Raw genomic sequence first — 25,983 nt, 5'->3', positions numbered from 1 at the left:
CATCGCCTGTTAATGACAATCGTTCAAACAGACTTCTTCCTTATTTGGACGCCTTACGCCTGATCAGCCAAGGTCCGGGTTTTGGATAATCAGCCCTTAATCCGAATCTGGCCTCTTCGAATGAGCAAGCACAAGCCACGCCAATGATATAATTTTTATATAAAACATATAGTTGAATAACACTCAGCGGCCTCATTTACGCCAGCCATATTCACAACTGTAAATTTCGTCGACATTTTTGGATAATCAGCCGCAATCCGGCTAAAAGGAGCTGGCCATCAGGCCACAGGTATTGGGCAGCCAGCTTCTTTGCGTCAGTTTTATTTACAAACCTGTTTACCAAGTACCAATTGCCAACCACATCACAAAAACACAACAAAAACTGATGTCATGGCTTATTGGAATCCACCACGAATCCCATAACCGTGCCGGCTTAATCGCGAATTGACCTACCCCCGACACCTCCAACGTCGCCAAAGCCAAACCTTTGGCCCAATCAATGGGCCTACTATCCCAACCAATGATAAAGCGGTCACAAGAACCGCAACGACTCACAATAACAATGGAGTACGCGAATGAATGGCTCTCCCATTTCCAGCAAGGGACTGCTGCAAGTAGCCGTCCCGACTATGGCTTTTCCCCGAAAAGCCCTCCTCATCATGATGATGGTCGGTATCGGCCTGGCAGGCTGTGGTGGCGAAAAACAATCCATCCAGGATATAGACAATAGCCCTGGCGAACTTTATTTCAGCTACCCGGCAGCTGACCAGGCGGCTGTTCCTGTGACCGCGCCGGTTTTCATGCGTTTTACCCGGGCATTATCACTGGATGAGAACGAGCTCTCCCCGGAGTTGCTGCGCCTTGAAAGCGACCAGGGGGAAGTAATCGCCCTGACCGACCTGACCATGACGAGTGGCCAGCAGGGCATTGCTGCCCGGCCGCAACAACCTCTGAAACCGGGCACCCGCTACACCCTGATCAACAAAGGCCTGGGGACCGAGATGGGTGAAATCACACTGCCCGGGGGCGGCATTTCCTTCACCACGGCGCCTGCAACCCAAGGGCCGCTGCTCGATCGCACCGAAGGCAACGGCTTTCGCGTTGCCCGCTTTATTCCCAAGGGAGACGACGCCTACCCTGCCACGGACATCTCGGTAATCCGTATCCAGTTTACCGAGCCGGTGGATGAGCAAACACTGATCTATGGCGACACCATCAGCCTCCTGGATGCCAGCAACGAACCAGTCCCGGCGGAAATGTACGTTCAGGGCCACCGGGTCACAGTGGATCCGGAGGGCGATCTGGATCCGTCCCAGACCTATTCCATCAGCCTGACCGAGGGAATCCGCAGCACCATTGCCGACGCACCGCTGGAACTACCACCGGAAGCGCCGTGGACGATTACGCCACTGGATTCAACCTCACCGAAGGGGGTCCGCGAGCGCATGGCCCAGACGGCCACAACCGATACCGGAAAGCTGGCGCTGTCGGGAGAGAACTTTAATTCCGTGAACCTGAGTTCTCTGTTACTGGGCAGCAATAACACCACCACCGCGACCGGCACCGTATTCGCCGAACTCGGTTTTATTCCAAAATTCGAAAACGCCGGGCAGAGCGTGCCACTTCGCATCGAACGTGGCGCACTGATGACCGGTTCTGACGTGGTCGTAAACGTGGCCGGAGCACTGCCCGCCGGGTTCTCATCGGAAGCGGTGGAGGTTCGTTTCCTGTCCGATGCCAACGGCTTCCTGATGAAAAATCCGCACACCGACAACGAGAACGCCCCCCGCCTCGTCGAGCTCTACATCGACATGGCCCTGAATACGGGCAACACCATCGCCAACGCGGCTCTGGGTCAGGAGCTCCTTCATGTCCACCTGGTCGGAACCGCCCTGGTTGAAGACGGCACCCTGAGCATTGAAGCCGTTGGCGTCATAGAGCCCGACGTCATGGGCGTGGATGTCGCCTCCGGACTGATCTCCTTCCGCCTGGAAAGCTATCGCAACCCGGATGATGCGCCTGCTGAATCCAGCTTCGCAGACAGTGAAGCACCAACCATCAAAAGCTGGGTGCCAGGCGAGGACAATCAGGACAAGTTTCGGCCAGGCGATCCTGTCATTGTCTATTTATCCGAACCGGTACTGCCGGGGTCCGTCACCCGTGAAAGCATTACCCTGATAAAAGATGGCGTAGAGCAACCTTTCACCCACTCACTCAATGGTTCAGTTCTCTCCGTTCGGCCTACATCTGCGCTGGAACACGGCGCACACTACAGCCTGCTACTGAACGGTATAACGGATCTCGCTGGTCATAGCCTGTCGGCGCCTCAACTAGATTTCGAACTGGCTCCCACGCTTGATGGCACCCCTTCCGACCAGTCTCCCATTGCCCTGACGACATTACCGGGATTCCCCTGCGCCAAGAGTTCTGTCGACACCGCCAACGGGCACCAGGGACGATGCTCCGGGGGCCAGGCATCGGATGATTTACTGCCAATTACGCAACACCCGGGAAACCAGCCCATTGCGGTTCGCTTCTCACAGGACATCGAGCCGGCTACCATTATCGCCGGCGATTCGCTGACAATTGAATCCTTTGAAGACGGCGGATGGACACCAGTGCCAACCGCTGATTACACGCTCCAAACCGGCCCGAGACATCTTCTGATCACCCCAATGGTGAGCTGGAGTGAAAACACACTGTATCGCTACACCCTCAACGCCAACACGCCGATTCGCTCAGTCGCCAACCTGCCACTGCAAACGGAAATCCTGACTCAAGGCACGCGGGATCAGGGCAACCGGACATTCGGCGGCCAGCCGCTGGTAAACTACTTTACCGCCGCCAAGCCGCTGAGTGACCGTGTCGCCCTGCCCTTGAGGAACCTGCCTGCGGCAGATGCCAATGCAGACCTCGCGTATCAGTCCGGCCTTGAGGCCGGCTCCGTTTCCGGAGAAAGCATGCCCAACGCCGCAGGACTGCGAGCGTCGGGCGTCAGCGCCATCAATGAAGAGACCTTGGTGCAAGGTGCCAACATTGGCTGCGCGTATGCGCTCGACTGCGAAAAAGACCAGTACATCTACCTGAGCGCCATGCTGGACACCATCGTGGCAGGTGACACCGATGACAATGGCAACATCCCCGTTGATATATTGCCCTCAATACTCGCCACCACCTCGAGCAGCGTATGGGCTTTTATCGATACCAGCTTTGTTGATGCCTTCCCCGATTTCGTGCTGAGTGTGGATCTCAGTGAAAACGAGGAAATACCCACCGGACCGATGCTCATGCGCATCCGCTACGATGAGAATGACGACGGCCATTCCGTTCCGCCAAAGGGCAAAATCCGTTCCGACGAAAACGGGGACCTCACATTTGAGACCACCCTGAACGTCTACCTCGATGCGCCTTATCTGAACCCCAGCATCGGCCCCGCCAATCTGGGGCACAACCTGCGCAGTTACCCGATTGACCAACTGGTTCTAAAGGGGCCTATCACGTTCCTGGATGACGGCAGAATGCAGATTGCGCTCGAAAACGTGGAGGCGGTCCCGATCGATGTCGAAGTGACAGGACAAATCGATATCACTGCCGATAACACCGACGGTATCTGCGGGAGCATTCTGTTCCAGTGGTTGTGCGAAGGCATTGCAAACGAAGCGATTGATGCCAATACCCGCATCCACCTGGAGATCCCGGCGGGGCAACTGCGCCTGAATTACATCTCGCCCTATACCCAACACTAGGCGGCGTCCGTCTCCAGAACGCGAAGAGGCCAGCACCCGCTGGCCTCTTCTGCATTGATCAGACACAAAACCTCGCACTCATTCACACATTCCCAACAAAGTCTGTTAGTTATGACCTCGCTTTACCTCGCTCTCTCGTCAATCATAGGTAAAACACAGAAGTGTTCTTTTCGACGATGATTCATGTCATTGAAGCCAACGTCCCAAAAAGACAAGGTGGTTACACTCAGACACAGTTTTACCAGTATCCATTAGTGTGATCAGGCTCATCACCTCAGTCACACGAGCACGACAGACAAAAATAACAGGAGTCACATTCATGTCCGGTTCCCACCGTTTCACAGTGCGGGCGCTTACGCTCGCCATCGCCACCACTTCAGCAGGCTTTGCGGGCATTGCCTCCGCCAGCATGGGCAACCTTGGCACCGCCTACGGCGTCATGCCAGTGGACGTCGCTACAGCCCAGTCACTGTCCATGTTTAACGATCAGGTCTCGGCTACCTACTACAACCCGTCATACCTGACCACTGACGAACGTGGCGAGCTGACCGGCGGTATTCTCCACGCCGAGCAGGAACTTCGCTCAGCCCGTTCTGACGCCGACGGCGACATAGTTTCCGATTCTCCCAGCCAGCATGTGCTCATTGGTATGAAAACCAACCTAGGCTCACTCACACGCTTTGACCACCCGATTTATCTGGGTTTTATCGCCGGCGTTGAAAAATACGGCAAGGAAATGCTGGCGTTTTCTTCCGAAACGTCTGAAACGGGCCAGTACCTCCAGTACGGAAAAGAGCCTCTGTTCCTGAATATCGGCGGCGCGACCCCACTCTGGCGCGGCATCTCGGGTGGTTTCTCGGTTCGGGTAACGCTGGAAGCAGAGGCCCAGCTCGATGCAGTGTCCACACTGGGCGGTGAAACCAGTCGCGAGCAGCTTTCGGTCAATGCCGAGCCGTCGTTGAAATCCATTCTTGGCACCACCATCCGTTGGGGTGAAACCCTTTGCCCGGACAGCGATTGCTTCCTGGATGGCTGGGAGAGCGCATTCACCTATCGCACCCGCTCATCCGCTTCAACATCGGTCAACTCCAACATCATCGTGACCCAGACGATCCCGGATCCGGGCCTCAGCCTGGCCGTGGCAACCATCGATTCCTTCCAGCCGGAAACATTTGGCTTTGGGACACAGTACAAGGGCGATGGCTGGCGCGTTGGTGGCAGTATCGAGCAACAGAACTGGTCCGAACTGGAAGATGAGTTTGGTCGAGACACCATCCGCGACCAGGAGAATGTCAGCTCCGGCGATCGCATCCGCTTTGACGATGTGCTGATCCCCCGCATAGGCGCGGAATTCGATCTTGGTGAACACTTTGCCGTTCGCGGTGGCCTGGCATACGAGGAATCCCCGCTCAAAACCACTCGAAATCCTGAACTGAACTATCTGGACACCAATAAAATCGTAGCTGGCCTTGGTATCAGCGCGACCTACAAACGTACCCGTCTGCTTGCCTACCCGGTACGTCTGGATCTCGGTTATCAGTACCAGCAGTTGCAGGAAAGAGATTTCACCATCGTCGACTTTGACGGCAACGAGCAGGAAGCCACGGCCGATGGCGATATCCACGTAATCAGCGGCTCCATCACCCTGAAGTTCTGATAAGAGGTCTGCCATGAACTACAAAAATACACTGGCACTATTACCCGCTGCTATCCTTGCCGCCTGTGGCGGCGGGGATGGACAAACAATCAACGCACCGCAGACACCCGGGGCCGTCGTTTACTCTTATCCATCCGACGGTCAGGGTGAAGTCAGCCCGAAATCCGATCTGGTATTGCGCTTCTCCCATGCCCTCTCTGACGAGGATGTTGCCAGCAAAATCCGCGTCGTTGGCGGTGGCAGCGAGGTCGCGTTTTCCACAGAAGCCGTGGACGGTGGCCGAAGCCTCAAGATCACGCCGCAGGACGAACTGCAACCCGGCACCGACTACACCGTGGAATTCTCTGAAAACCTTCAGGCCGAAGGTAACCGCAGAATTGCGACACCCAATGCCGTCGGCCCTGCAGGCATTCAGTTTTCTACACGAGGTGGCTTAACCGGTATTGCAGGGCTGGACAACACCGATGCCACCTTCAAGGTGGCCGAGATGATTCCGGCGGCAGGCTCCGTGTTCAAGCCCATGGACATTTCCACATTCCGCCTGCGCCTGACACAACCGGTGCACCCCGAGTGGAAAGAGCTGGGTGGCGTCATTGAAATCACCAACAGCAACGGCGAAACGGTCCCAGCCATCGTTCTGGTTAAAGGTCGCCTTGTTACCATTGATCCCTGTATACCGGACACTCCGGAACTGTGCGGTCGAGATGACGACTTCCTGACCCCAGGCGAAACCTACACGATCTCCGTCCGAAACCTGCCCGGAATTAATGGCGGTGTACTGGAGAGCTTCAGTGAAGAGCTCACGCCGCGTGATACCGGCCCTAGAGTTGTCCTGTTCCAGGAGGTCATCGATTCCGGCCTGAACGCGGGCAGCACTGAAAGCGACGCCCGCCGCTCAAAGCTCAATGGCCAGATCATCAACGGCGTCACCCTGAACTCCGTTTTACAGGGCACCGCAGGTCCCTCACAACAGACCGGTGGTCTGTTTGCCGAATTGGCCTTTGCGCCTGCATTCGAGGCAGACGAACCTTTGCCATTGCGCGTACCCAAAGGCAGCGTGCTGAATAGCAGCAGCCTAGATGTGCTCATAAACGGATCAGTGCCTGTCATTAATCCGAATACCGGCGAGATCCAGAAGACCGGTAACATTAAAGTCACCATGCTGTCGGACGCCACCGGCTATCTGATGCCCAACCCCTATACCAATGACCTGAGCGCACCAAGGCACGTCAAGCTGTTCATGGATGTGTCCATGAACACCGAAGCGGCCCAACCTAATGCGTCTTTGTCCCAGAACCTGCTAGGTGTTGAACTCACCGGTATTGCCCTGGTGGAGGATGGTACACTGACAATCGATGCCATCGGCATGGTAGAGCCCAACCTGCTGGGCCAGGAAGTCACTGACTCCACCATTGCCTTCCATATCGAGGCGGCAACCGACGCCACCTCACAGCTCGATGCCTCCGATCAACGAAATACCGAACTGGAAGACCTGACTGGCCCACAACTGGTCAGTTGGATGCCTGGTCCGGATGAAGCCATACCCGGCAATCGCGACCAGCTACAACGCCCGGGCGATCCGATTGTACTCAACTTTGATGAGCCACTGGACAGCGACAGCGTTGCCTCTGAATTTACATTGTTGGCCGACGGCACCCCCATTGCGGCTGAGGATTTGCGTCGCAAGCTGGACGGTACCGTTGTAGTGTTGAACCCCGTTGGTGGCCTGCAGCATGGTGTTGATTACGCCCTTCAGATCAATGGTTCGCTGACCGATCTGGCAGGCAACAGCACAACGTCGCAAACCCTGGAGTTTGCGCTGCCCGAGATTGCTCCAGCAGAAGCGTCCCCAATCGCATTGACCACCTACCCGGGTTACCCCTGCGTTACGACCGGGCTGGACCTTACCAACGAAACTCATGGCCAGTGTGTCGACGCCGCCCCAGACGGTCCGCGCGGCGATGTCCTGCCGCTCACTACACTGCCGGAAAACCGCCCGATTGTGGTGTTGTTCTCGCAGATGATGGACCTCGCGTCTATTCGTGACAAAGAAACTTTCGTTGTCGAGAAGATTGACCCGAACACTGGTGACCCGATTGCGACGGTGGACGGACGACTCGAGAAAAACCAACACCGTATCCGCTTCTATCCGGACGAGCCCTGGGAAGTGGACAGCTATTACCGCTATACACTAGCCTCGGCGACGGCAGTCGATAACTGTGCCAACGCCCTCTGCTCTGCAGAAGGGTATCCGTTACAGACAGACCTGCTGGTGGATCCCGAAGATATTGGCGGCCCGGACATGGAAATCTATTTCAAGGGTACTTCAGCTGTCAGCTCCGTCTTTACGCCGTTGCGAAACCTGACAACCCGGGACACCAATGCCAACTTCGCGATCGACTGCCCCACCTTGGCAGACACAGATTGCGAAGAGCCATTTGCCCACAAGGCCAGCAAGACGCCCGGCGAGTTTGCCCCGGTCCGAAACGCCGCCAAAATGGCGGTAACCAACAAGGAGGCGACAGCACTAGGGGTTCCAGTAGGGGCTAGTGTGGGCTGCCCGGCAGACGAGTCCTGCCCGGAGAGCAAATTTATTTACCAAACCATGGGACTCAATGTTGAAGTCGTGGGGCCGGCCTACGACGACGACGGCAACAACATCGGCGTCCGGGTGCTGCTTTACCCGACCATGGTGGCTGCCACCTCGTCAAGCGTGTTCCTGGATGGTTTTGGCGAAAACGCCACCGGTCCCTTGGCACTGCGCATGCGTTATGTTACGCCAACTGAGGACAACCCAATGGGGTTAATTGAGGGTGTCATCGTAGAAGGCCCCAATGGCGAACCTAGATTCGTGACCCAGACGGACCTTAGCCTGGATGCGCCCAATCTGTCACTGCCGCTCGCTCAAGCCTTGGAGCACGACCTCTACAGTAAGGTTATCCCGCTGGATCTGGACGGACCTATTATCTTCTTCGACGATGGCCGTATGCAGATCGGGATTCTCAACAACAATTCACCCGCGATCACCGTAAATATTACGGTTACCATTCCTATCATCAATGAGTTCCTTTCATACTCCGATTGTGTAGCAGCCCGCGGTCCAACAGGAATTGTAAGCTGCCTGTCAGATCCTGACACTACAGAGAGCGGAGACATCATTATCCCGTTGGCTATTCCCACACAGGGCATTTCCCTGAACTTCATTACCAACCCAATCAAGGAGATCCCGGAAGAGTATTAACCTGCGATACTCACCCGCACTCCAGGCCAGCCTTCGGGCTGGCCTTTTTTATGGCCGCTTCTGCCAGATCACGCTTTTCCCCTCACCTGCATTTCCTGCTAATCTGGTTGCCTGTTGAAACTAACCCCCTTGTTGCTGCACCTAGGTTAATAAAAAGATCCTTTCAGGAGAGCCCCCATGGAAAACGGCACCCATTACCGCACCTGCCATTTGTGTGAAGCCATGTGCGGCGTGGCGATTGAAGTCAAAGATGGCCACATCGCTTCCATCAAAGGCGATGAAGACGACCCGTTAAGCCATGGCCATATCTGCCCCAAGGCAGTCGCTCTACAGGATCTGCACGAAGATCCGGAACGACTCAGAAAGCCGATGCGCAAAACCGCCAACGGCTGGAAGGAAATGGACTGGGACGAAGCCTTCGACCTGGTGGCCGATCGCCTGCATCGGGTGCGCAAGGAACAGGGCCGCAACAGCATCGGGGTATACCTGGGCAACCCGAACGTCCATAACCATGGGTCGCTGGTGGCCACCATGCCGTTTTTGCGGGCCATTGGCAGCCAGAACCGGTTCTCTGCCACCTCCAACGATCAACTGCCCCACATGTTGGCCAGCCTGGAATTGTTCGGGCACCAGATCCTGTTTCCGATTCCCGATATCGACCGCACCGATCTGTTTATCTGCATCGGCGCGAACCCGATGGCCTCCAACGGCAGCCTGATGACGGTTCCGGACGTCCGCGGGCGGCTGAAAGCCTTGAAAGGTCGTGGCGGAAAAATGATCGTGGTGGATCCGCGGCGTACGGAAACCGCCAAATTGGCCGACGAGTTCCATTTCATCCGCCCCGGCACCGATGCATTGCTGCTGATGGCCATGGTGCATACCCTGTTCGATGAGGACCTGGTCAACCTTGGCCACGCTGAGAACTGGACCAAAGACGTCGACCTGCTGCGCCTCGCGTCCCTGAGTTTCACCCCGGAGGCGGTCAGCGCACACACAGGTCTGGAACCAGACTCCATCCGCCAGTTGGCACGACAACTGGCCACCACACAAAAAGCCGCGCTCTACACCCGAATGGGCACCAGCACCCAGGCTTTCGGGGGCGTGGCGACCTGGCTGGCCTACTGCCTGAACATCCTGACTGGCAAGCTGGACGCTACCGGCGGAGTGATGTTCACACAGCCCGCAATCGATCTGGTCGCACTTGGCGGATTTTCCGGCCAACAGGGACATTTCGGCAAGCGCTACAGTCGTGTGAAAAAGCTGCCGGAATTTGCCGGTGAATACCCCGCCAGTACCATGGCGGATGAGATGCTGACACCTGGCGAAGGTCAGATCAAAGCGTTTGTCACCGTCGCCGGCAACCCGGTATTGTCCAATCCCAACGGCGGACGGCTGGATCAGGCCCTGGAAGGCCTCGACTTCATGGTGTCGGTGGATTACTACCTGAATGAGACCACCCGTCACGCGGACGTGATCCTGCCTCCCACGGCCGCCCTCGAACGCAGCCATTACGACCTGATTTTCAGTATGTTTGCGGTGCGCAACTTCGCCAAATACAGTGATGCCCTGTTCGAGGCCGGCGAGGATTCCCGCCATGACTGGCAGATCCTGCTGGAACTGGCACACCGTTTGGAGAAGAAACGTAAGGGTGGTCGCCTGCCCCTGCGCTCCGAACTGGGCTGGCGAGCATTCAAGCAGATCGGGCCCGACCCGATCCTGGACCTGTTGTTGCGCTCCGGACCCTACGGGGCCGATATAGGTCCGGCCAGAGGATTGGTACAACCAGCCGTCGACCTGGCCCTGGACATCCTGCCCAACCGTCACCCACTCCGGGGCATGGCCAAGCTCAGCCCGCTAAACCGCCATTGGCAGGATTTACCCAAAGGACTATCGCTGGCAACGCTACGGGACAACCCTAATGGTGTCGACCTGGGCCCCCTCAGGCCCTGCATGCCCGAGAGACTGTTCACCCGTGACGGCAAGGTTAACCTCGCGCCAAGGCGCTACCTGAAGGATCTGGACCGACTCCACGAGCTGCTGGCAAGTCCTGCCACGGACGAGCTGTTGATGATTGGCCGCCGACACGTACGTAGCAACAATTCCTGGATGCACAACAGTCAAAGACTGGTCAAGGGCAAAGATCGCTGCACGCTCATCATCCACCCTAGGGACGCTGCGCGTTGTGGACTCCAGCCTGGCGATTCAGCGGAAATCACCTCGGACTCTGGCAACGTTTCCGGTAACATCGTGCTGCCCGTTGAGATTACCGAAGACATCATGCCCGGCGTCGTGTCTGTCCCCCATGGCTGGGGCCACCATCGCCCGGGCACCGGTCAGTCTGTGGCATCGGCTCATGCCGGGGCCAGTATCAATGATGTCCTGAGCGACCAGCAGGTGGACCCCCTCGTGGGCACGTCAGTCCTCAACGGCCAGAAGGTTAAAGTGAAGGTCTGGCGTGCGGAGCGTCAGCGTAAACGCGCGTGATAGAAACGAGGATGAACCTATGCCCGTGTGGCTCCAGTGGACACTGATTATTGCTGGCCTGATCGCCATCGCCGTGCTTTCGGCTTTCATTGTGCGCCAGGCCAGACTGCTGAAGACATACCGCAAGCGGGCAGACAAAAACCGGGCGTTCCAGTCGGAACGCCGGCAATCCATGGTGGAAAGCATCCATGTCATTGCCATGGCGGTCGAAGAGGATCAGGTCGAATACTCAGAGGCCTGTCTGCGGCTGAAGGGATTACTGGACCACGTAGCTCCGGAGCTGCTGGCACAGTCACCCTTCCGGGTCTTCCAGGAAGTCTACGACCAGATCCAGCATATGCCGACGCATAGGGCTCGGCAGGCTACGAACACCCGCTTCATCGAAAAGATGGACAAAGAACGCCGTACCATAGAAGAAAAGAACGCGGACGCGATCCGTCGTGCGGCAACCGCCCTTCGGCATCACACCTTCTGACGTTAACCCTTACTCCCGCCGGATTAATTTGTAACATTTTGTAACAGGAATACCAAGAACCCAGGGGTATTTAACTTTGGAAATCAACGTATTCCAGTGTTTAAAAAATGAAACAGTCAACCTGACCGATTTTCGTTACCAAGGTTGACTTTTAATTTCAAGCTCATCGTCTAAATTTAAAGACAAGGTAGTCCTACCCAATCTCTGCGGACACCTTACGTTGTTTTCTCCTGATAAGTTTGGACGACTCTGCAACAAGCGGGTGAGCTTGCCGGCCTTTTGGCCGGCTTTTTTATAGTAAAATCAAGACGTCATCATGCCGGCCATGGCCATGACGCTGGCCTTGTTCCCGACCAGTTTGTCAAATTGCTCTTCGACGGCAGCCTGATCAAGTCCCAGTGATTCGTAAAGGGACCGGGGTATTTCTTCACTGCCTCCCAAAACCACACCACGTTTTGTGAGTAACTGACGACCTAACCAAAGTAATCTGGCGTAGGCACTGTGCGCACCGTCGTAGTCCGGGTTTTTCTGATAGCGAATAGCCAGGACTACCTCATCGGGCATCCCCCAGTTCTGCATAAGCTCGGCCGCTATCTGCTCGCGGGTTATTCCCAGCAAATATTGTTCGGTCACCGCGGGGTCCATGTTGGCATTCACCTCCAGTGAGCGACACACGAGCTTGAAATGCGGAGGGAAAACCTGAGCCAATACCAGATAACCAAAGTTGTGTAACAGTCCGGCCAGATACGCCAGACCGGATACGGGGCGCTCACCACGAGGCATCATCGTACTCAGAATGCTCGCGGCCTGAGCCTGCCAGATGGCCTGCTGCCAATAATCCACATACCCTTCCGGGTGGTCATTTGGTTTGGCAAGAGCCCGGCCGAGGGCCAGCCCCATTGACAGGTTCATCACCAGATCGAACCCCAGCACCCGTGAGACGGCGTCATGCACCGACCGGACCTGTCCGGCCGCAGCATAAAAGGACGATGAAGCCCAACTCACGATTTGTGCCGCCAGACTGGGATCACTCTCGACAATATCAACCAGGTCCCCCATCTCCGCGTTGGGATTTACACGCAAGCGAATAATACGCTGGGCAGTCTCGGGAAGTGGTGGCAGCTCGAGCGTATCTTCCAGGCGCTGCTGGATTCTCAGCCCGGTGAATCTCTTGATGGCAGAATGGAGCTGATCCAGATCCTTCTCCGGGTAATCCAGATTGATCCGGATGCTTTCCGGAGCCACCGCAAAATCCGCCCTCTCACCCTGAGCGGTCATCGCACGAAAATCCTCACTTGGCATCACCATGGCCAGGTCTTGCGAACCGAGAACGATGGCGATGGCCTCCAGGCTGTCCACGCGATTGTCCACAATAGTGGGCCATCCGGTCAGTGACGGCAACGCCGGCAATTCCGTCAGCCCCGCGCGCTCCCTGACTCTCAGCTGCTCACGACGCTTCATCACCCGCAGATCCCGCCCAAGTTGGCGATTGAGCGAATTGATATCAAGAAGATCATCATGCCGGCAGATGGCCTGCACGTTTCCCTGATCGTCACTGAGCAACACCATTCTCAGCAACTGGTCACTCTCTGCCTGACGTATATCCCGCAGGGCCACCTCCCCCGCATTGTCGCCCAGCGCTTCCCGGACCGAAACCGGTAATTCCATGGTTATTCCCCAATGTCTGACGTGCCACCTCGTGACACAATGACTTTAGACGTCGCCGTATCGAATTCTCTCACCCAGCCAACGACGAATCAGGCCACCGACTACTTCGGGCTGTTTCATCAACCCCGGTGCCATTTCCCGGATTGGCTCAATCCAACCTTTGTCACGCTCGAAATCAGCCAATCGAAACTGCATCATGCCGGTTTGACGCGTTCCCAGCACCTCACCCGGCCCACGAATTTCCAGGTCTTTCTCCGCGATCACAAAACCATCCTGGCTATCACGCAGAGCCTGCAACCTGGCTTTGCCATTCAGGGACAGTGGCGGGTGATACATCAGGACACAGAAGCTGGCCTGTTCACCCCGCCCCACTCGACCTCGCAGCTGGTGCAACTGTGCAAGCCCCAGCCGCTCCGGGTTTTCGATGATGATAAGCGAGGCGTTGGGGACATCCACGCCAACCTCGATGACCGTTGTTGCCACCAACAGGTCCAACTCCCCATGCTTGAACCGGGCCATAACCTCGGCTTTTTCCGCCGCTTTCAGACGCCCGTGAACCAGCCCAATTGTCAGGTCCGGCAGGCGCTCCGACAACTCCTGGGCGGTAACCTCCGCTGCCTGACACTGTAGCGCTTCGGATTCTTCAATCAGTGTACAGACCCAATAGGCCTGGCGTCCCTCCTGGCAGGCGTTGCGAACCCGATCGACCACATCGTCCCGGCGGCTATCGGGTATCGCGATGGTTTCAATAGGCTTTCTCCCGGGCGGCAATTCATCGATCACCGAAGTATCCAGGTCGGCATAGGCGCTCATGGCCAGGGTTCTCGGAATCGGCGTTGCCGTCATGATCAGCTGATGAGGAGCAAGAGAACCACCCACCCCTTTCTCGCGCAATGCCAGGCGTTGATGGACACCAAAGCGGTGTTGCTCATCGACGATCACCAGGGCCAGACGATTGAACACCACATCGTCCTGGAACAGTGCATGGGTGCCAATGGCCACCGTCGCCTCACCACTACTGACCTGTTCCAGCGCTTCCCGCCGGGCCTTGCCCTTGACCTTGCCGGATAGCCAGGCCAGACGAATACCCAGTGGCTCGAGCCATTCCCGGAAGTTGTGGTAATGCTGTTCCGCGAGAATTTCGGTAGGAGCCATCAACGCAACCTGAGCCCCTGCGCCTATGGTTTGCAGCGCCGCCAACGCGGCCACCACGGTTTTCCCCGAGCCAACATCGCCCTGGACCAGGCGCAACATCGGCAACGGCTGACTGAGATCCTGGCGGATCTCACCGACAACGTACTGCTGGGCTCCGGTCAGGCGGAAGGGCAAGGCATCCAGAAAGCGTTCCACAAGGTCGCCGGTGGGTAACAACGGCAAAGCTTCCTTCGCCTGGATCTGCTCCCTGACCTGCAGCAGGCTGAGCTGGTGGGCCAGCAACTCTTCCATCACCAGCCGTTGCTGGGCCGGGTGCTTGCCTTCCATTAACAAGTGAACCGGAGCGTTGGCAGGAGGCGAATGCACCAGCGCTACGGCATCCGTGATACCGGGCAGTTGATAGTCCGCCAGCAGAGCCGCAGGCAACCAGTCACGAATGGGATAGCGTTTCAGGTAGGACAAGGCCTGTTCACACAGGGAACGCACCCGCGGCTGCTGGATACCTTCCGTCAGGGGGTACACCGGTGTCAGGGTAGCCTCACCTTCCGCAGGCATCGGGGGCGGATTGGTCTGATACTCGGGGTGGTAAAACTCGTAGCCGGCCCGGCCAGGGCGGACTTCGCCAAAGCAGCGTACCCGAGTGCCTTCGGTCAGCTGGTTCTTCTGGGCTGCGTTGAAGTGAAAAAACCGCATGACCAGGAAGCCGCTGTGGTCCTTCAGGGTGACCTGCAGGCTGCGCCGCCGCCCCATGACCAGATCGGTTTTCATCACCTCGCCTTCCACCACACCGACATCGCCAATGCGCAGATTTCCCATGGGGATGATCCGGGTGCGGTCTTCGTACCGATGGGGCAGATGAAACAACAGATCCTGCAGGGAGTGTATCCCCAGCTTGGCAAGCCGGTCCGCCAGGGCGCTGCCTACGCCCTTGAGTGTGGTGACCGGAATATCATCCAGTGAGGTCATGGCAGGCCTCAGGCGCTGGCTGCAACGGCCGGGGTATCGGATTTTGCCTTTTCAATGACACGACACTGGCTCGCCGCCAGCGACAATACATCGATGGCTTTCGGACGTGGGAATGTCACCCGCCATGCCAGAGCCACCGTACGGAACGGCACCGGTGGGGCGAACGGTCGAACCGCCAGGATGTCTTCGTGATACTGCATGGCGGTAGCTGCTGAGAGTGGCAGCACGGTAATACCCAGCCCGGAAGCGACCATGTGGCGAATGGTTTCAAGGGAGCTGCCCTCGGTGACCAGTGCCGGGGAAGTCGCACCGGCATGACGGGTAACGGCTTCCACCAATGGCGGGCAGGACTCCAGTACCTGATCCCGGAAACAGTGGCCGGGGCCAAGCAACAGCAGTTGTTCCTTTGCCAGTTCTTCCGCGGTCAGGCTTTCTCGCTCCGCCAGCGGGTGGCCTGCAGGCAGCAGGACGACGAACGGCTCGTCATACAGCGGCAGGGTTACTACTTCAGGCTCTTCGAACGGCAGCGCGATAATAATGGCATCCAGCTCTGAGTGACGGAGCTTCTGGCGCAGGCTGGCGGTGTAGTTTTCTTCTATGAACAACGGCATATCCGGTGCGGCACGCCGTAATTCAGGCAAAAGGTGAGGAAAGAGGTACGGACCAATGGTATAAATAGCACCGACTTTCAACGGAGAGTTCAGCTGGTTCTTGCCGTCCTGGGCCATGTCCTTGATCACACCAACCTGATCCAGAACGCGCTGGGCCTGTTCAATAATACGCAGACCGGTTTCGGTGACACGGATACTGCTTTTACTTCGTTCAAACAGGGGAATACCGAGTTCGTCTTCCAGCTTCTTCACCGCCACACTCAGTGTGGGCTGACTGACATGACAGCGCTCGGCAGCGCGGCCAAAATGCCTTTCCCGTGCCAGGGTAACAACGTATCGTAACTCGGTGAGAGTCATGGTGAGCTCCGGTCAGGGTTTTTCCAGGTCAAAAATTCGTCCGGGTCAGAGGTCGGTGTATTTAAATGTCCCTTTGGTCGATACGCCAAAGCATAAGGATTGAAATTGTCTATGGCAATCACTGAAAGCAATAAACTGCCGCGAATTCTTGTCGCCGGCTGTGGCAAGCTGGGTGGCAGCATTGCCTCATTACTGAGCGAGCAGGCCGAAGTGTTCGGACTCAGACGAAACCCGGACAGGATACCCGCCGCCATTCATCCACTGGGCGCCGATCTTTTGCAGGCAGACCAGCTTAATAGCGTCATACCTGACCAACTTGATGCCGTGATCTATTGCCTGACTCCCTCCAGCTATGATGAGCAGGGCTATCAGGATGCCTATGTGAACGGCCTGAACAACCTGCTGCACGCGCTGTCGGGCCAGACACTTCAACGTCTGATCTTCATAAGCAGCACCAGTGTCTACGCTCAGGACGATGATAGCTGGGTCGACGAATCGAGCCCGACGAAACCATCGCGCTTCAGTGGCCAGACCATACTGGCCGGCGAGAATCTCGCACTGGACAGCGGGTTCGCCACCACCGTTGTTCGTTTCAGCGGGATTTACGGACCCTCTCGCCGGCGCTTTCTGGATGCGGTGGTCGCCGGCAACATGAATCCGGTCAGTCCCGGCCCGTTCAGTAACCGCATTCACGAAGCCGACGCAGCAGCGGTCGTCGCTCACCTGCTCCACAAGTCACTCAGTGGCGAAGACATCGATAACTGCTACATTGCCAGCGATTGCGAACCGGTCAGGCTGGATGAGGTGGTCCAATGGGTTCAGGAGCAGCAGCCTTGCGCCACTCCGAAAGCCGATGCCCGTATCGGCGGCCGGGCCGGCAGCAAACGGTGCAGTAACCAGCGGTTGCTGGGCAGCGGTTACCACTTTCGCTACCCGGATTTCCGGGCAGGCTATCGGGAAATGATTGCCGAGCGCCCATAAAAAAAGCGGCCCGTTCAAGTGGCCGCTTTTCTCGCTACTGGCCTTTGCCAATCAGCTCAGAACCATCACCGCTTCCATCTCAATGGGCACACCCTTTGGCAGTGCCGCAACACCGACAGCAGCACGGGCAGGGTATGGCTCCTGGAAATACGTCGCCATGATTTCGTTGACTGTGGCAAAGTTAGCCAGGTCCGTCATGTAGATGTTGAGTTTGACGATGTCCTTCAGCTCACCACCACTGGCTTCGCAGACCGCTTTCAGGTTCTCGAACACCTGACGGGTCTTGGCGGCGAAATCACCGGCAACCACTTCCATGGTTTCCGGTACCAGAGGAATCTGGCCCGACAGGTATACGGTATCGCCAGCTTTCACCGCCTGGGAATAGGTACCGATTGCCTGGGGTGCGTTTTCGGTCTGGATAATCGATTTATTGGTCATGACCTTTGGGTTCCTCTCTTCCAAAACGCCAATCGTCGCCCCTTGGAGCGCACCCTGTCAACCAGCCGTTGGTCGGCATTCCGGGTTAGTGACGCACCCGGTTGATGTGGGTTACGGCGCGAATATTGCGAATTCGCCGCATGACTCTCGCCAGGTGGCGGCGCCCGTTGACATGCACCACCAGACTGACAACGCCCAGCCGCGCATTCTGTTCTTCCACGTTGATGCGCTCGATATTGCCGTCAGCCATGGCGACAGCGTTCGCCACCTCGGCAATCACACCACGCTGACGCTCCAGCTCTACGCGCAATTCAACGGAAAACTCATCAGTAATGTCCTTGGCCCACTTCAGATGGGTCAGACGTGCCCGACCTTCATCGTCCTCGGGCAGACGAGAGCATGTGTCGGAATGGATCATCATGCCCTTGCCCGAGTCCATAATACCCACCACCGGATCTCCGGGAATCGGCTTGCAGCAACTGGCAAAACGAACCAACAGGCCCTCGGTGCCACGAATTGTCACTGGGCTACCCCGGGATTGGTCATCGGATCCTGTATCGGCGGTTTCCGACTCACCACTGACCAATTGCCGGGCCACCAGATAGGCCATCCGATTACCCAAACCAATCTCACTGACCAGATCATCCATACTGGTGACCTGATTATGCTTGACCACCGCATCGATCTGACTGTCGCTGATTTTGGACAAACTGGTACCAAAACCCTTGAGGGATTTCTTCAGCAAGGCCTTGCCCAGTTCCAGGGATTCAGTCCGCTTCTGATTCTTCAGCACGTGGCGGATGCTGCTGCGTGCCTTGCCGGTAACAACGAAACTCAGCCACGCAGGGTTCGGGCGCGCTCCAGGGGCGGTGATGACCTCCACGGTCTGGCCACTCTGCAGCGGCTGACTCAATGACCCCAGGTTACGATTAATTCGGCAGGCGACCGTGGCATTACCAATATCAGTGTGGATGGCGTAAGCGAAGTCCACCGGTGTCGCACCGCTGGGCAGCTCCATAATCTTGCCCTTGGGCGTGAATACGTAGATTTCATCCGGGAACAGGTCAACCTTGACGTGTTCGATAAATTCCAGGGAATCATCCGCCCGCTCCCGCATTTCCATCAAACCCTGCACCCACCGATCCACACGGGATTGGTTCACACTGGTCACGCTGCTGGGTTCGTTCTTGTACATCCAATGCGCGGCAATACCGTTGTTCGCGATGTGCTCCATTTCCTCGGTACGGATCTGGATCTCGATGTTCACATGCATGCCGAATAGCGTGGTGTGCAGGGATTGGTAGCCATTGGCCTTGGGCATGGCGATGTAATCCTTGAATCGCCCGGGCAGTGGCTTGTACAGGCTGTGCACAGCACCCAGAATGCGGTAGCAGTCGTCCTCGGTATCGGTAATGATGCGGAAGGCGTACACGTCCATGATTTCGTGGAACGACTTCTGCTTGAACTTCATCTTGTTGTAGATGCTGTTCAGGTGTTTTTCGCGCCCCAGGATGCGGCCCGGTAACCCTCGCTCTTCCAGCTTCTCCTGGAGCCTGCCACGAATCTCATCGATGATTTCCCGGTGACTGCCCCTCAGCTTCTCTACCGCCTTGGAAATGTAGCGTGAGCGCATCGGATACAGGGACGAAAAGCCCAGATCTTCCAGCTCGGTGCATATCGAGTGCATGCCCAGGCGATTGGCAATGGGGGCATAGATATCAAGGGTTTCAGTGGCAATGCGCAGACGCTTTTCATAGGGCATCGGCCCAAGGGTGCGCATATTGTGCAGGCGGTCCGCCAGCTTCACCAGAATCACGCGGATATCCCGGGCCATCGCCAGGGTCATCTTCTGGAAGTTTTCGGCCTGGGCTTCGGCACGGGAGCGGAATTCGATCTGGGTCAGCTTGCTGACACCGTCCACCAGCTCGGCGACATCCTCGCCAAACTGGTCCGACAGGGCATCCTTGGGAATGCCGGTGTCTTCAATGACGTCGTGAAGCATAGCCGCCATCAGGCTCTGATGGTCCAGTTTCAGGTCAGCAAGGATATGGGCAACCGCCAGGGGGTGGGTGATGTAACGGTCGCCACTGCGGCGCATCTGGCCTTCGTGGGCTTGTTCGGCATAATAGTAGGCCCGTCGCACCTGGTTGATGCGATTGGTATCCAGATAGGAGCTGAGCTCTTTCGCCAGTCCTTCAACCGTTGCCTCTGCCGACACCGCGCCTCCCAGTAAAGATTGAAGAGTAAAGAGTGAGAATCGGGAACAAAAAAACCCGAATGCAAGCATCCGGGTCCTTCCACTGTCCTTCCAGTTATGCCTTATAGATACACTATAAAACGACAGGGACAGAATTCAATGCTTAAGGCAAGTTGCCAGGGATCTCTCCCGGCCGCCGAGACTTACTCGGGATCTTCTTCCGTCAGGAGACTGCGGGTAACCTTGCCCTCGGCAATTTCACGCAGGGCAATAACCGTAGGCTTGTCATTCTCTTCCGGCACCATCGGCTCGAAGCCCTTGGTGGCAATCTGGCGAGCGCGCTTGGTAGCCAGCATAACCAGCTGGAAACGGTTATCAACGTTTTCCAGACAATCTTCAACGGTAACTCGTGCCATAAATTCCCCGACAAAATAAAAAAATGACTGTTTCAGCAGACCGCATAGTTTACTGCGGCCGGTTCAATTTGTATACAGCGGAAACGCGACGTCAACCCTGTGCCGACAGGCGCGCCAGCAAGCCCTTATGGCGAACCTGCTGGGCCGTCATTCGCAGGCGCTGGCCGCGAACTATTGCCAACAGATCATCGAGCGCCACACCAAAGTCATCGTTCACCACCAGGTAATCGAATTCGACCGCGTGACTGCACTCATCGGCAGCTTCCTGCAGCCTGCGCTCAACCACCTCCGGCGCGTCGGTACCGCGACCGGTCAAACGCGCGCGCAACACTTCCGGGGATGGCGGCACGATGAAAATGCCAACACACTCCGGAATGAGCCGACGCACCTGCTCAGCGCCCTGCCAGTCGATTTCCAGAATCACCTCCCGGCCCTTGGCGAGCGTTTCACGCACCCAGACCTGGGACGTACCATAATAGTTACCGAACACATCCGCGTGTTCGAGAAAATCGCCACGACCAATCATTGCTTCAAAGGTGTCACGACTGACGAAATGGTAGTTCACCCCGTCCTGCTCACCCTCTCGCATCGGGCGGGTGGTATGGGAAACCGATACTCCCAATTTCTCATCACTGCGCAGCATTTCAGCCACAAGGCTGGTTTTCCCCGCCCCGGAAGGGGCCGAAATCACATAGAGGGTACCTTGTTCAACTACCTGGCTCATGGTGCACAACACTCCGGATCCTGACTGAATTCCGCGGCATCCCGCCGGTCACAACCCGCTGCCGCAAATAACAAGGGGCGGGATTATACACGATGCGGAAATCCCTTACTCCAGGTTCTGCACCTGCTCCCGCATTTGCTCGATCAGCACCTTGAGATCCACCGCCACGCGGGTCACTCGGGCGTCGATACTCTTGCTGCTGAGTGTATTGGCCTCGCGGTTGAGCTCCTGCATCAGGAAATCCAGGCGACGACCGATGGCGCCATCCGACTGCAGGGTTTCCGATACCTCGGTGATATGAGCCTCCAGGCGGTCCAGCTCCTCTGCCACGTCACTCTTCTGGGCCAGCATCACCATCTCCTGAGCGACCCGCTCCGGGTCCAACTCAACTTTCGCCTTCTCGAACCGATCCTTCAGATTCCTCTCCTGGGCCTTCAGCAATTCCGGCATCAGGCTGCGCACCTCACTGACGAATTCACTCATGGTCTCGAGACGATCCTCAAACAGCGGACGCAAACGCTCGCCCTCCCGCTCACGAACAGTTACCAGCTCCGCGACCGTTCGCTTGAACAGCTCTCCCGCAGCCTTCTGTGCCGGGCTATAGTCCATCTCCTTGACCGACAGCACACCCGGCCAGCGCAGGATATCCAGGGCACTGATGTGGGCAGGGTTATCCAGCATCCGATTGATGTGGTTAGCCGCCTCGTTCACCGCATGAGCCATCTCTTCACAGACCTCGAATTCCTGACTCGCACTCTCAGCCGTTTGCAGGCGCATGGACACATCCACCTTTCCACGCTTGAGCTGCTGGCGTATCTCATCCCGGAATGCATTCTCCAACTCACGGAGCGCCTCCGGTAGCCGAAAGGACGGCTCCAGGTACCGATGGTTCACTGTGCGAATCTCACACGTCAGTGTTCCCCATTCTCCCTGGGTATCCTGTCGGGCAAAGGCAGTCATACTTCTGATCATGGCGACTCCGCTTGTCATCAAATGCAATCGTTCAAGTTTAGCAGGCCAGCGTGCAAAACCGCGAACCCCACCAACACCGTGATCATCCACGGCAGAGACCGGAAATTCCCCGTGTTATACTCGGCGGTCTTCCATATATTCAACAACCGGGTAAAACGCCCGGACACCCACTACCACTATCAGGAAACACTATGCGACCAAGCGGAAGAACTCCGGAACAACCGAGAGACATCCGAATTACCCGCAACTACACCCGCCACGCAGAAGGCTCCGTACTGATCGAGTTCGGCGACACCAAGGTCATCTGCACCGCGTCTGTCGAAAACAAGGTACCGCCGTTCCTGCGCGGCGAAGGCAAAGGCTGGATCACCGCCGAATACGGCATGCTGCCCCGTTCCACCGGCAGCCGCATGGGCCGCGAAGCCGCCCGCGGAAAACAGGGCGGCCGCACCGTCGAAATCCAGCGCCTGATCGGCCGCTCCCTGCGTGCGGCAGTTGATTTGAACGCTCTGGGCGAACACTCCATCACCATCGACTGCGACGTCATCCAGGCTGACGGCGGCACCCGCACTGCAGCCATCACCGGCGGCTGCGTGGCCCTGGTCGATGCGCTGAACCACCTGGTCGCTGAAAAGCGCCTGAAGGAATCACCGCTGAAGCAGATGGTAGCGGCGCTGTCGGTTGGCGTTTACAAAGGCACGCCGGTGGTCGACCTGGACTACCCGGAAGATTCCGAAGCCGAAACCGACATGAACGTCATCATGACCGATCAGGGTGGCTTTATCGAGATTCAGGGTACTGCCGAGGGTGCGCCGTTTGTTCAGGAAGAACTGGACAGCATGCTGGCGCTGGCGAAGAAGGGTATTGATCAGCTGTTTGAGATTCAGAAGGCAGCTCTGGAGGGGTGATTTCCGGGGCTTGTGAGAGTCGGATTTCGGCTGACGCCTAATCCGACCTACCGGTGCCCCCCGCAAGTCCGGGCGTCGGTGTTGGGCCTTCTGCCCAGACTGTTGGAGGCCATGGATGGCCGGAAACAAGCGTACAGGGATGTACTTGCAGCGTGTCTGGGCAGAAGGCCCAATACCGGCGCCTCCCCCAGACTCAAAAGCCGATTTCGATGTCGTAGTCCATGATCACCGGTGCGTGATCGGAGAACCGGGTGCCGGTGTCTATCCAGCCGTCCTGAATGGTCTTGCGAATGCCCGGCGTCATCAACTGATAGTCCACGCGAATCCCCGCATTCTTACGCGAACCTTCGATCTGCTCCGGCCACCAGGTAAACTGATTGCTCTGCTTGTTGATCTCGCGGAACGCGTCGATACAGCCCATCTCATCAAACAGACGATCCAGCCACGCCCGCTCGTGAGGCATGAAACCAGACACATCCAGCTTGTGATAAAGAGGACTCGCATCCGTCACATGGTGGGCAGTCTGAAGGTTGGCGCAGAAAACAAACTGACGACGCTTACGCAACGTCTTCTGCATGTGCAGACCAAAGGCGTCCATGAAGTCGTCCTTGTGGTCCAGCACGGTCAGGTCATCGTCGCCGATCAGCTCGTCTTCCCGGCCCAGAGCACAGGGGGCGAGGACACAGGCAACCGAAACTTTGTCAAAGTCCGCCTGAATGAAGCGCCCTTCGCGGTCCGCCTGCTCATTAGCGAACCCATACATAATGGCTTTCGGGAAATGACGGGTATAGATACCGACACCGCCATCCTCGTTATTCTCACCATCAATGAAATAGGCCTCGTAACCCTCCGGTATCAGGTTAAAGTCCTCAATTTCATAGGCCCGCATGCGGTGATCCTGGACGCACACAACATCAGCGTCCTGCTCGGCCAGCCACTCGAAAAAACCTTTTTCAACAGCCTGGGCCAGACCGTTGACGCTGATTGATACTACCCGCATACGTGTTCCCTGATTCGGTTTGTGTGTATGATACCGGTTTTACGCTTTAATTAAAGATCCACACCCGCCAGAAGCCTTGTCATGCACGACTATCAACAACATTTCATTGAATTTGCCATTCGCCGTAACGTTCTCCGTTTTGGCGAGTTTCAGCTCAAGTCCGGCCGTACCAGCCCGTACTTCTTCAACGCCGGCCTGTTTAACACCGGTGAGGACCTGCTCGAACTAAGCAAAGCCTATGCCGCAGCCCTGCAGCGCAGCGGCCTGGATTATGACATTATTTTCGGGCCTGCCTATAAGGGCATTCCGTTGGCCACTGTAACGGCCATGGCACTGGCTTCTGAAGGCCAGAACAAACCGTTCGCCTTCAACCGCAAGGAAAAGAAGGATCACGGAGAGGGCGGCAACATCGTCGGCGCCCCACTTGAGGGCAAGGTGCTGATTGTCGATGACGTCATTACCGCAGGCACCGCCATCCGCGAGTCCATTGATCTGATCCGCGCGGCTGGCGCCGAGCCCGCTGGCGTCCTGATTGCCCTTGACCGGCAGGAACGCGGCACCGGAGACCTCTCCGCCATTCAGGAAGTAGAACAGGACTTTGGCCTGCCAGTGGTCAGCATCATTCAGCTGGATCAGGTTCTTGATTACCTGAGCAGCCAACAAGACTTTGCCGAACATGCCAGTAACGTTGCACAATACCGGGATCGTTACGGAGTCTGAGTTCATATGAAGCATCTGACCAGGTTTTCTATCGTCATTTCTGCCCTGCTTATGACAACAGCTGTCGCAGAAGCGAGGATGTACCGTTATACGGATGAAAACGGCCAACTGGTCATTAGCAATACCGTCCCTCAGGAAGCCTCTAAACGCGGCTACGACATCCTTAACTCAAAAGGCCGCGTAATTGACTCGGTCGCCCCCGCCCCCACCCCGGAAGAAATTGCCGCCCGGGAAGCTGAAGAGAAGCGCGAGGAAGCCGAGCGGCTGCAACTGGAACACGATCAGGCACTGCTAAAGCGCTACAGCCACCCCGACGAAGCCGTCAGGGCCATGCATCGCAAGATTCGAGAACTGGAAAGCCTGAACCAGCTCAAGCGGGGCAACATTTCGGTGATCGTCAATCAGCTGAATAGTGAAGAAGACCGGGCTGCCGACATGGAACGCGCCGGGCGCGAGGTGCCTGCATCTACCCTGGAAAGGATTCGGCGTCTGGAAGACCAGGTCCGCGATATCGAGCAAGAAATCGCTTCCCAGAATTCTGACATCCGCTCACTTCGTGACGAATTCGAGGCCGACATCAAGCGCCTTGAATCGCTCACCGGTGAGGAGCGAACACTCCCCCTGGAGCTCCCGGAAGAACCGCAGTAATCCCGACTCAGAAACATCGCCCCGAACAAAAAAAAGGCCACCCGATTGGGGCAGCCCCTTTTATTCCTGACCACCAGGCCGATCAGGCAGAAGCAGTGCTCTTCTTGGCAGTGCTCTTCTTGGCGGTAGTTTTACGCGCCGCAGGCTTCTTGGCCTCAACAGACTTCTTGGCAGTCTCGGCTGCTTCGGAAACTTCTTCCGCAGCTTCGGAAACAGCTTCTGCGCCTTCTGCGGCTTCTTTTTCCAGCTTGGCAACCAGATCAGCAGCAAAGCCGTTAAAACGGCTGTTCAGGCTGCGCAGCTGCTCGAACAGGCTCTCGCTGTAGCCATCGTAACGGGTACGCAGGGTCTTCACGCTGTATTCACGCACTTCAGACTCCAGCTTCTCAGCATAGTCGAACGGCTTGGACGCGAGCTTCTTCTGCTGCTCTTCTGCGGCGTTGATACCTTTCTCTACGATGTCCTGAAGCTGTTCCTGATATGACTTGAGTTTACCCATAATATTCTCTCCTGAGATTTTCGAGGTTGTGGATTCGTTAAGGATCCTTATAACACTCGCTCAGGCTACGGTTTAAAATTAGAATGTTCATACTAAAAGCGGCGCCTACCTCATCAAGAT

Annotated in this window: 19 protein-coding genes; 9 read left to right on the top strand and 10 right to left on the bottom strand. The window is 56.8% G+C overall.

Annotated elements, in window-relative coordinates:
* Nucleotides 1-575 precede the first annotated feature (575 nt).
* From MARLIPOL_RS15735 to MARLIPOL_RS15715, 5 genes are all read left to right on the top strand, one after another.
* Nucleotides 576-3,746 carry an Ig-like domain-containing protein gene (locus tag MARLIPOL_RS15735; protein ID WP_012139285.1) on the top strand — a complete coding sequence of 1,057 codons (3,171 nt, stop codon included), beginning with the start codon at nt 576-578 and terminating at the stop codon, nt 3,744-3,746.
* Between the two features lie 319 nt (nt 3,747-4,065).
* On the top strand, nt 4,066-5,403 hold the full coding sequence (gene aupA / locus MARLIPOL_RS15730; RefSeq protein WP_012139284.1) for an alkane uptake protein AupA: 1,338 nt from the start codon (nt 4,066-4,068) through the stop codon (nt 5,401-5,403).
* Nucleotides 5,404-5,416: 13 nt separating this feature from the next.
* Nucleotides 5,417-8,644, top strand: a complete 3,228-nt coding sequence (locus MARLIPOL_RS15725; RefSeq protein WP_012139283.1) for an Ig-like domain-containing protein — start codon at nt 5,417-5,419, stop codon at nt 8,642-8,644.
* A 177-nt stretch (nt 8,645-8,821) separates the two neighbouring features.
* Nucleotides 8,822-11,128, top strand: a complete 2,307-nt coding sequence (locus MARLIPOL_RS15720) for a molybdopterin-dependent oxidoreductase (protein ID WP_012139282.1) — start codon at nt 8,822-8,824, stop codon at nt 11,126-11,128.
* A gap of 19 nt (nt 11,129-11,147) precedes the next feature.
* Nucleotides 11,148-11,603: a DUF2489 domain-containing protein gene (locus tag MARLIPOL_RS15715; protein WP_012139281.1), complete on the top strand. Its 456-nt coding sequence runs from the start codon at nt 11,148-11,150 to the stop codon at nt 11,601-11,603.
* A 303-nt stretch (nt 11,604-11,906) separates the two neighbouring features.
* Here the strand turns inward: MARLIPOL_RS15715 and MARLIPOL_RS15710 are convergent, their stop codons facing one another.
* The 3 genes from MARLIPOL_RS15710 to MARLIPOL_RS15700 are packed head-to-tail and all read right to left on the bottom strand — an operon-like array spanning nt 11,907 to nt 16,360.
* Nucleotides 11,907-13,271: an aminoacyl-tRNA deacylase and HDOD domain-containing protein gene (locus MARLIPOL_RS15710; RefSeq protein ID WP_012139280.1), complete on the bottom strand. Its 1,365-nt coding sequence runs from the start codon at nt 13,269-13,271 to the stop codon at nt 11,907-11,909.
* A 45-nt stretch (nt 13,272-13,316) separates the two neighbouring features.
* Entirely contained in the window at nt 13,317-15,392 is a 2,076-nt protein-coding gene (recG, locus tag MARLIPOL_RS15705) for an ATP-dependent DNA helicase RecG (protein ID WP_012139279.1), read from the bottom strand.
* 8 nt (nt 15,393-15,400) lie between these two features.
* On the bottom strand, nt 15,401-16,360 hold the full coding sequence (locus tag MARLIPOL_RS15700) for a hydrogen peroxide-inducible genes activator (protein ID WP_012139278.1): 960 nt from the start codon (nt 16,358-16,360) through the stop codon (nt 15,401-15,403).
* Between the two features lie 111 nt (nt 16,361-16,471).
* Here MARLIPOL_RS15700 and MARLIPOL_RS15695 point away from each other — a divergent pair, with 111 nt between their 5' ends.
* Nucleotides 16,472-17,341 carry an NAD-dependent epimerase/dehydratase family protein gene (locus tag MARLIPOL_RS15695; RefSeq protein WP_012139277.1) on the top strand — a complete coding sequence of 290 codons (870 nt, stop codon included), beginning with the start codon at nt 16,472-16,474 and terminating at the stop codon, nt 17,339-17,341.
* A gap of 51 nt (nt 17,342-17,392) precedes the next feature.
* Here MARLIPOL_RS15695 and MARLIPOL_RS15690 read toward each other — a convergent pair whose 3' ends face one another.
* The 5 genes from MARLIPOL_RS15690 to MARLIPOL_RS15670 form a co-directional block, all read right to left on the bottom strand.
* The gene (locus MARLIPOL_RS15690; RefSeq protein WP_012139276.1) at nt 17,393-17,779 is read right to left on the bottom strand and encodes a RidA family protein; all 387 of its coding nucleotides are present in this window, start codon (nt 17,777-17,779) and stop codon (nt 17,393-17,395) included.
* Nucleotides 17,780-17,864: 85 nt separating this feature from the next.
* Nucleotides 17,865-19,997 (bottom strand): RelA/SpoT family protein, encoded by a 2,133-nt coding sequence (locus MARLIPOL_RS15685; RefSeq protein WP_036192014.1) that lies wholly within the window; start codon nt 19,995-19,997, stop codon nt 17,865-17,867.
* A gap of 182 nt (nt 19,998-20,179) precedes the next feature.
* On the bottom strand, nt 20,180-20,392 hold the full coding sequence (gene rpoZ, locus MARLIPOL_RS15680) for a DNA-directed RNA polymerase subunit omega (protein WP_012139274.1): 213 nt from the start codon (nt 20,390-20,392) through the stop codon (nt 20,180-20,182).
* Between the two features lie 91 nt (nt 20,393-20,483).
* On the bottom strand, nt 20,484-21,116 hold the full coding sequence (gene gmk, locus MARLIPOL_RS15675; protein WP_012139273.1) for a guanylate kinase: 633 nt from the start codon (nt 21,114-21,116) through the stop codon (nt 20,484-20,486).
* A 105-nt stretch (nt 21,117-21,221) separates the two neighbouring features.
* On the bottom strand, nt 21,222-22,088 hold the full coding sequence (locus MARLIPOL_RS15670; RefSeq protein ID WP_012139272.1) for a YicC/YloC family endoribonuclease: 867 nt from the start codon (nt 22,086-22,088) through the stop codon (nt 21,222-21,224).
* Between the two features lie 191 nt (nt 22,089-22,279).
* Here MARLIPOL_RS15670 and rph point away from each other — a divergent pair, with 191 nt between their 5' ends.
* Nucleotides 22,280-22,996 carry a ribonuclease PH gene (gene rph, locus MARLIPOL_RS15665; protein WP_012139271.1) on the top strand — a complete coding sequence of 239 codons (717 nt, stop codon included), beginning with the start codon at nt 22,280-22,282 and terminating at the stop codon, nt 22,994-22,996.
* A 193-nt stretch (nt 22,997-23,189) separates the two neighbouring features.
* Here rph and MARLIPOL_RS15660 read toward each other — a convergent pair whose 3' ends face one another.
* Nucleotides 23,190-23,996, bottom strand: a complete 807-nt coding sequence (locus MARLIPOL_RS15660) for an exodeoxyribonuclease III (RefSeq protein WP_012139270.1) — start codon at nt 23,994-23,996, stop codon at nt 23,190-23,192.
* A gap of 81 nt (nt 23,997-24,077) precedes the next feature.
* Between MARLIPOL_RS15660 and pyrE the strand changes: the two genes are divergently transcribed.
* Both pyrE and MARLIPOL_RS15650 read left to right on the top strand, forming a co-directional pair.
* Entirely contained in the window at nt 24,078-24,716 is a 639-nt protein-coding gene (gene pyrE / locus MARLIPOL_RS15655) for an orotate phosphoribosyltransferase (protein ID WP_012139269.1), read from the top strand.
* A gap of 6 nt (nt 24,717-24,722) precedes the next feature.
* Nucleotides 24,723-25,364 carry a DUF4124 domain-containing protein gene (locus MARLIPOL_RS15650; protein WP_012139268.1) on the top strand — a complete coding sequence of 214 codons (642 nt, stop codon included), beginning with the start codon at nt 24,723-24,725 and terminating at the stop codon, nt 25,362-25,364.
* Between the two features lie 82 nt (nt 25,365-25,446).
* Here MARLIPOL_RS15650 and MARLIPOL_RS15645 read toward each other — a convergent pair whose 3' ends face one another.
* A complete protein-coding gene (locus tag MARLIPOL_RS15645) occupies nt 25,447-25,863 on the bottom strand; it encodes a hypothetical protein (protein ID WP_012139267.1) in 417 nt (138 codons plus the stop codon).
* Between the last annotated feature and the right edge of the window lie 120 nt (nt 25,864-25,983).

The sequence above is a fragment of the Marinobacter lipolyticus SM19 genome (genome assembly GCF_000397065.2).
GTDB lineage: Bacteria > Pseudomonadota > Gammaproteobacteria > Pseudomonadales > Oleiphilaceae > Marinobacter > Marinobacter lipolyticus.
This window is presented reverse-complemented; position numbering and strand designations above follow the sequence as displayed.

Coding starts and splice junctions, on each gene's coding strand:
- MARLIPOL_RS15735 (WP_012139285.1), top strand. CDS start 576: ATGAATGGCTCTCCCATTTCCAGCAAGGGACTGCTGCAAGTAGCCGTC.
- aupA (WP_012139284.1), top strand. CDS start 4,066: ATGTCCGGTTCCCACCGTTTCACAGTGCGGGCGCTTACGCTCGCCATC.
- MARLIPOL_RS15725 (WP_012139283.1), top strand. CDS start 5,417: ATGAACTACAAAAATACACTGGCACTATTACCCGCTGCTATCCTTGCC.
- MARLIPOL_RS15720 (WP_012139282.1), top strand. CDS start 8,822: ATGGAAAACGGCACCCATTACCGCACCTGCCATTTGTGTGAAGCCATG.
- MARLIPOL_RS15715 (WP_012139281.1), top strand. CDS start 11,148: ATGCCCGTGTGGCTCCAGTGGACACTGATTATTGCTGGCCTGATCGCC.
- MARLIPOL_RS15710 (WP_012139280.1), bottom strand. CDS start 13,271: ATGGAATTACCGGTTTCGGTCCGGGAAGCGCTGGGCGACAATGCGGGG.
- recG (WP_012139279.1), bottom strand. CDS start 15,392: ATGACCTCACTGGATGATATTCCGGTCACCACACTCAAGGGCGTAGGC.
- MARLIPOL_RS15700 (WP_012139278.1), bottom strand. CDS start 16,360: ATGACTCTCACCGAGTTACGATACGTTGTTACCCTGGCACGGGAAAGG.
- MARLIPOL_RS15695 (WP_012139277.1), top strand. CDS start 16,472: ATGGCAATCACTGAAAGCAATAAACTGCCGCGAATTCTTGTCGCCGGC.
- MARLIPOL_RS15690 (WP_012139276.1), bottom strand. CDS start 17,779: ATGACCAATAAATCGATTATCCAGACCGAAAACGCACCCCAGGCAATC.
- rpoZ (WP_012139274.1), bottom strand. CDS start 20,392: ATGGCACGAGTTACCGTTGAAGATTGTCTGGAAAACGTTGATAACCGT.
- gmk (WP_012139273.1), bottom strand. CDS start 21,116: ATGAGCCAGGTAGTTGAACAAGGTACCCTCTATGTGATTTCGGCCCCT.
- MARLIPOL_RS15670 (WP_012139272.1), bottom strand. CDS start 22,088: ATGATCAGAAGTATGACTGCCTTTGCCCGACAGGATACCCAGGGAGAA.
- rph (WP_012139271.1), top strand. CDS start 22,280: ATGCGACCAAGCGGAAGAACTCCGGAACAACCGAGAGACATCCGAATT.
- MARLIPOL_RS15660 (WP_012139270.1), bottom strand. CDS start 23,996: ATGCGGGTAGTATCAATCAGCGTCAACGGTCTGGCCCAGGCTGTTGAA.
- pyrE (WP_012139269.1), top strand. CDS start 24,078: ATGCACGACTATCAACAACATTTCATTGAATTTGCCATTCGCCGTAAC.
- MARLIPOL_RS15650 (WP_012139268.1), top strand. CDS start 24,723: ATGAAGCATCTGACCAGGTTTTCTATCGTCATTTCTGCCCTGCTTATG.
- MARLIPOL_RS15645 (WP_012139267.1), bottom strand. CDS start 25,863: ATGGGTAAACTCAAGTCATATCAGGAACAGCTTCAGGACATCGTAGAG.